The sequence below is a fragment of the Duganella sp. Dugasp56 genome (assembly GCF_047304105.1).
Classification (GTDB): Bacteria; Pseudomonadota; Gammaproteobacteria; order Burkholderiales; family Burkholderiaceae_D; genus Rugamonas; species Rugamonas hordei.
On the sequence record NZ_JBGLYQ010000096.1, the window covers coordinates 1 to 5,094 of the forward strand.

4 protein-coding genes and 1 pseudogene are annotated in these 5,094 nt (G+C 67.7%); 4 read left to right on the forward strand and 1 reads right to left on the reverse strand.

Annotated elements, in window-relative coordinates; all coding sequences use genetic code 11:
* From ACCD07_RS32035 to ACCD07_RS32050, 4 genes and pseudogenes are all read left to right on the forward strand, one after another.
* A pseudogene (locus ACCD07_RS32035) lies at positions 1-491 on the forward strand (ATP-dependent DNA helicase); the annotation flags it as partial.
* Between the two features lie 60 nt (positions 492-551).
* Positions 552-2,576, forward strand: a complete 2,025-nt coding sequence (locus ACCD07_RS32040) for an AsmA family protein (RefSeq protein WP_413449666.1) — start codon at positions 552-554, stop codon at positions 2,574-2,576.
* An 81-nt stretch (positions 2,577-2,657) separates the two neighbouring features.
* The gene (locus tag ACCD07_RS32045) at positions 2,658-4,094 is read left to right on the forward strand and encodes an MFS transporter (RefSeq protein WP_413449667.1); all 1,437 of its coding nucleotides are present in this window, start codon (positions 2,658-2,660) and stop codon (positions 4,092-4,094) included.
* A gap of 85 nt (positions 4,095-4,179) precedes the next feature.
* Positions 4,180-4,746, forward strand: a complete 567-nt coding sequence (locus ACCD07_RS32050) for a carboxymuconolactone decarboxylase family protein (RefSeq protein WP_353402585.1) — start codon at positions 4,180-4,182, stop codon at positions 4,744-4,746.
* Here the strand turns inward: ACCD07_RS32050 and ACCD07_RS32055 are convergent.
* Positions 4,743-5,094: helix-turn-helix domain-containing protein (locus ACCD07_RS32055; RefSeq protein ID WP_413449668.1), on the reverse strand; the 352-nt coding region annotated here is incomplete at its 5' end. The genes ACCD07_RS32050 and ACCD07_RS32055 overlap by 4 nt on opposite strands.

Genomic DNA, 5,094 nt, shown 5'->3' on the forward strand with positions numbered 1-5,094 from the left:
CGGCCACGCCCACGCGCAAGCCGCGCACCGATCCGCAGACACTGGAGCACATCGCCATGACGCTGCTGCGTCGCTACGGTGTGATGTTCTGGCGGCTGCTGGAACGCGAGGCCGCGTGGATGCCGAGCTGGCGCGAGCTGCTGCCGGTCTACCATCGCCTCGAAGCGCGCGGAGAAATTCGTGGCGGCCGCTTCATCGCCGGCCTCTCCGGCGAACAGTTCGCGCTGCCCGAGGCCATTCCACTGCTGCGCGAGATGCGCCGCCGCAAGCACGACGCCAGCCTGGTGTGCATCTCCGCCATCGATCCGCTCAACCTGTGCGGCACGCTGCTGCCCGGCGACAAGGTCCCTGCCCTGGCCGGCAACCGCCTGCTGTTCCGGGATGGCGCGCCGGTCGCCACCATGGTCGCCGGAAAATTCAATTATCTGAACGGCGACGCCGACCGCGAACTACTGCACGCCCATCTGGTGGGCCGTCCGCCAGCCGGCTGATTTGACTCCACGGTGGCGTAGCGCACATAAACTCAATCGTGCGCGGCGTAGCATCGGCTTATGAAAAGATCGCGCCCCCTTACCGTGCTGTATGTCACGCTGGCAACGCTGTTCGTGCTGCTGGCGGCGCTTGTCGTTTTCGTCCTGACGTTCAACTGGAACCGCGCCCGGCCTTACATCAACCACAAGGTATCGGAAACGATAGGCCGCGAGTTCGCCATCAACGGCGACCTCGATGTGCACTTCCAGCAGGGAGACGCTTCCGAACCGGGCTGGCGGCGCTACGTGCCGCGTCCGCGCATCAGCGCCGCCGGCGTCACCGTCGCCAATCCGGATTGGACCAGCACCGGTTCGCGCCTCGCCAGCGTCGGCAACATCGTGGTGACCATCCATCCGTTGCCGTTGCTGCACAAGGAAGTGCTGATCACCGACCTGTCGCTGGACAAGCTGGCGGTGGCGGCCGAACGCCGCGCCGACGGCAACAACACCTGGACCTTCAAGGACAACGGACCGTCGCAGTGGGACGTCAACATCCAGCGGCTGGCGTTCCGCGACGGCGAGCTGCGCTACCTGGACGACGGCATCAAACTCGACCTGCGAGCAAGGGCCACCACGATGACCGGCGCACAATCGCAGAACGGCGCGCCGCAATACGGCGTGAAGTTCGACCTCGGCGGCACCTACCACGGCGCCCCGATCACCGGCGGCGGCAAGAGCGGCGCGGTGCTGGCACTGGAAGACGCGCACGGCAGCTTTCCGCTGCAGGCCCACGCCACGCTGGGCCACAACAAGATCGGCATCGAAGGCACGGTCACCGATCCCCGTTCGCCGGCGGGGCTGGACCTGAAACTGTCGCTGGCCGGCGCCAGCATGGCCGACCTGTATCCGCTGACCGGCGTACTGCTGCCGGAAACGCCGCCTTATGCCACAACGGGCCGCTTGATCGGCAAGAAATCCGGCGGCATCTGGAACTGGACCTACCGCAATTTCACCGGCACGGTGGGCAGCAGCGACCTCGAAGGCACGCTGGCATACAGCCCGCGCAAGCCGCGCCCGATGCTGACCGGCACCCTGACCTCGCGCCAGTTGCGGCTGGACGACCTGGGGCCGACCATCGGCGCCGAAAGCGACGCCAGCCGCGCAGCGCGCGACAAGCCCAAGTTGCAACCGAAAGACAAGGCGCTGCCGGTGGAGCAGTTCAACACCGCCAAATGGGATGCGCTGGACGCCGACGTCAAGTTCACCGGCAAGAAACTGGTGCGCACGCACGACATTCCGCTGCAGGACATCGAAACGCGCATCCAGATGAAGAACAAGGTGCTGACGCTGACGCCGCTGAACTTCGGCATGGCCGGCGGCGACATCACCTCCGACGTCAAGCTGGATGGCACCAAAAAACAGATCAACGCGCAGATCAGGATGGCGGCGCGCCATCTGAAGATCCGCGAGCTGTTCCCCAAGCTGCAGTCGATGCAGGCCAGCCTCGGCGAAGTCAACGGCGACGCCGCGCTGGTCGGCACCGGCAATTCGGTGTCCGCCATGCTGGCCACGTCCAGCGGAGAGCTGGGCACCACTGTCAGCGAAGGTTCGGTCAGCAAATTCATCCTGGAGGCGGCCGGACTGAATATCGCCAACGTGGTGTTCGTCAAGCTGTTCGGCGACCGGCAGGTGCAGTTGAATTGCCTGGCCGGCGATTTCGTGGTCGAACACGGGCTGGCGCAAGCGCGCCGCTTCGTGGTCGACACCAAGGAAGCGGTGATCGACATCAGCGGCAGCGTCGACCTGGCCAAGGAGCGGCTCGACCTGGATGTGCGGCCGAAGACCAAGGGCGCGCGCGTCATCACGCTGCGCACGCCGCTGTACGCCAAGGGCACGTTCACCAATCCGGACGTCGGCCCGTACAAGGGACCGCTGGCGCTCAAGGCCGGTGCCGCAGTGGCCTTGGCCACGGTGGTCAATCCGGCGGCGGCGATACTGCCGCTGGTGAACGTCGGCAAGGTCGAGCCGGTGGATTGCGCTGCCGTGCTGGCGCAGGCCAACACAACGCGCCACGAGAGCAGGACCGAGCCGCTCAAAAAACCTTGATACCCTTGATACCAACGGCAGATATCGTGCGCCCGGTCTCTTGTGTCATCATGGACGCATGAGCGACATCCTCCGACAACCATGAACACCGCGGCCCAACCCGGCTGCGACCAGTCCATCGCACTGGCCGCCCCGCCCTGCGCCGACAGTTCCGCCATCGCGCATCCGCGCATGGTGCTGGCCACTACCATCCTCGCTTCCAGCCTGGCTTTCATCGACGGCTCCGTGGTCAACGTCGGCCTGCCTGCCATCGGCCGCAGCCTGGGCGCGGACGGCGCCGGCCTGTCGTGGGTGGTGAATGGCTATCTGCTGCCGCTCAGCGCCCTGCTGCTGTTGGGCGGCGCCGCCGGCGACCGCTTCGGCAAGCGCCGCGTGCTGCTGCTCGGCGTGATGCTGTTCGCCCTGGCTTCGCTGCTGTGCGCCTTCGCGCCCACGCTGCCGCTGCTGGTCGATGGTCGCATCCTGCAAGGCATGGGCGCTGCGCTGCTGATGCCCAACAGCCTGGCCATCCTCGGCACGCATTTTGAAGGCGAGGCGCGCGGCCGGGCCATCGGCATCTGGGCCGCCGTCGGCGCTGCGGCGGGCGCGCTCGGCCCCTTGCTCGGCGGCTGGCTGATCGACGTGGTCGGCTGGCGCGCGATCTTCTTCATCAACCTGCCGCTGGCGGCGGCCGCGCTGTACCTGGGCATGCGCTACCTGCACGACGAGGCGGCCATGGCGGCGCAACCCGGGGCACGGCTGGACCTGCCCGGCGCGGCGCTGGCCAGCGCCGGCCTGGCCGGCCTCACCTGGGGATTGACGGTGGCCTCCAGCGGGGCCGGCTTCAGCTGGCCGCCGCTGCTGGCCATCGTGGCGGGCGCCGTTGCGCTGCTGGTGTTCCTGCGGGTCGAACAACGCGCCGGCGAGCACGCCATGTTGCCGTTGTCGCTGTTCGGCTCGCGCAGTTTCAGCGGCTTGAACCTGATGACCTTCCTGCTGTACGGCGCGCTAGGCGCCTTGCTGTTGCTGGTGCCGTTCGTGCTGATCGAAGTCGACCACTATTCGGCCAGCGGCGCCGGCGCCGCGCTGCTGCCGCTGCCGGTGGTGATCGCGCTGGCGTCGTCGACGATGGGCCGCATCGCCGGCAAGATAGGCGCGCGACTGCCGCTGACGGTCGGTCCGGTGGTGGTGGCCGCCGGATTCCTGCTGGCCATGCGCATCGGCGACGGCAGCTACTGGACCACCACGTTGCCCTCCATGCTGGTGATCGCCGTCGGCATGGCGATCGCGGTGGCACCGCTGACGACGGCCGTGCTGTCGTCGGTGGATGCGGGCCACAGCGGCGTCGCCTCCGGCTTCAACAGCGCGGTAGCCCGCGCGGGCGGCTTGTTCACCACCGCGCTGCTGGGCGTGGTGCTGGCGTCGCACGGCGACGCGCTGCTGCATTCCTTCCATATCGCCGCCCTGGCCTGCGCCGCGACCGCGCTGGCCAGCGCCGCCTGCGCCTTCATCTGGATCGCCGATCCCGCAGAGAACTAAGCAAGACATGGTGCGGCAACGCACAGCGCCGGCGGCGGGTCCGGCCTACCCTGTAGGCTGACCATACAACCATCAAGGAACCGCCATGCGCCTGCCGCTGATTGCCCCGCAAGACCTGACACCCGAACAAAAGCCGCTGTACGACAATATGCGCAAAGGGATCACCAGCAATTTCAACGACTTCATCGCCGTGCGCGAAGACGGCGCGCTGATGGGGCCCTGGAATCCATGGCTGCACGAGCCGGCCGTCGGCAAGGCCATCTGGGACCTGACGCTGGCGATGACCGCCAACGCCACCTTGGCCGACAATGTGCGCCAGATCGCCATCCTGACGGTGGGCGCCAGCTACAACGCCGCCTACGAAATCTATGCCCACATCGCCGTCGCCGAGCGCGAAGGCATGTCGGCCGCGCGCCTGGCCACGCTGGTGGCGGACCTCAAGCCGGCCGACCTGGCCCCGGACGAAAGCGTGGCCTACGACATGGCCTACGCGCTGAGCCGCGGCGGCACGCTGCCGGAGCCTTTGTACCGCCTGGCCGTCGACACCTTCGGCCAGCACGGCGCCAACGAACTGATTTACCTGGTCGGCCTGTATGCGCTGGTGTCGGTGACGCTGAACGGCTTCAACGTACCGGTGCCGGAGCGCGACTAAGTCTTATAGCCGTCCGGCGTCAGGCTGTACTTCTGCATCTTGTAGTAGAGCGTTTGCTTGGGCACGCCGAGGGCCGCACTGACCTCGCTGACGCTGCCGCCGGCCTTGCGCAATTCCTGTTCGATGACGGCGCGTTCGAAGCAGCCGACCTGCTCGGCCAGCGGCAGCGGCGCCATGCTGCGCGCCGACAGCAGCCCGTCGGCGCCGCTCGACAGGCCGAGCACGAAGCGCTCGGCGATGTTGCGCAGCTCGCGCACATTGCCCGGCCAGTCGTGCGCCATCAGCGACTGCATCAGCGGTCCCGGCACCGGGGGGGGCCCCCGGGGGTTGTGGGGCCCCCCCCCCCCC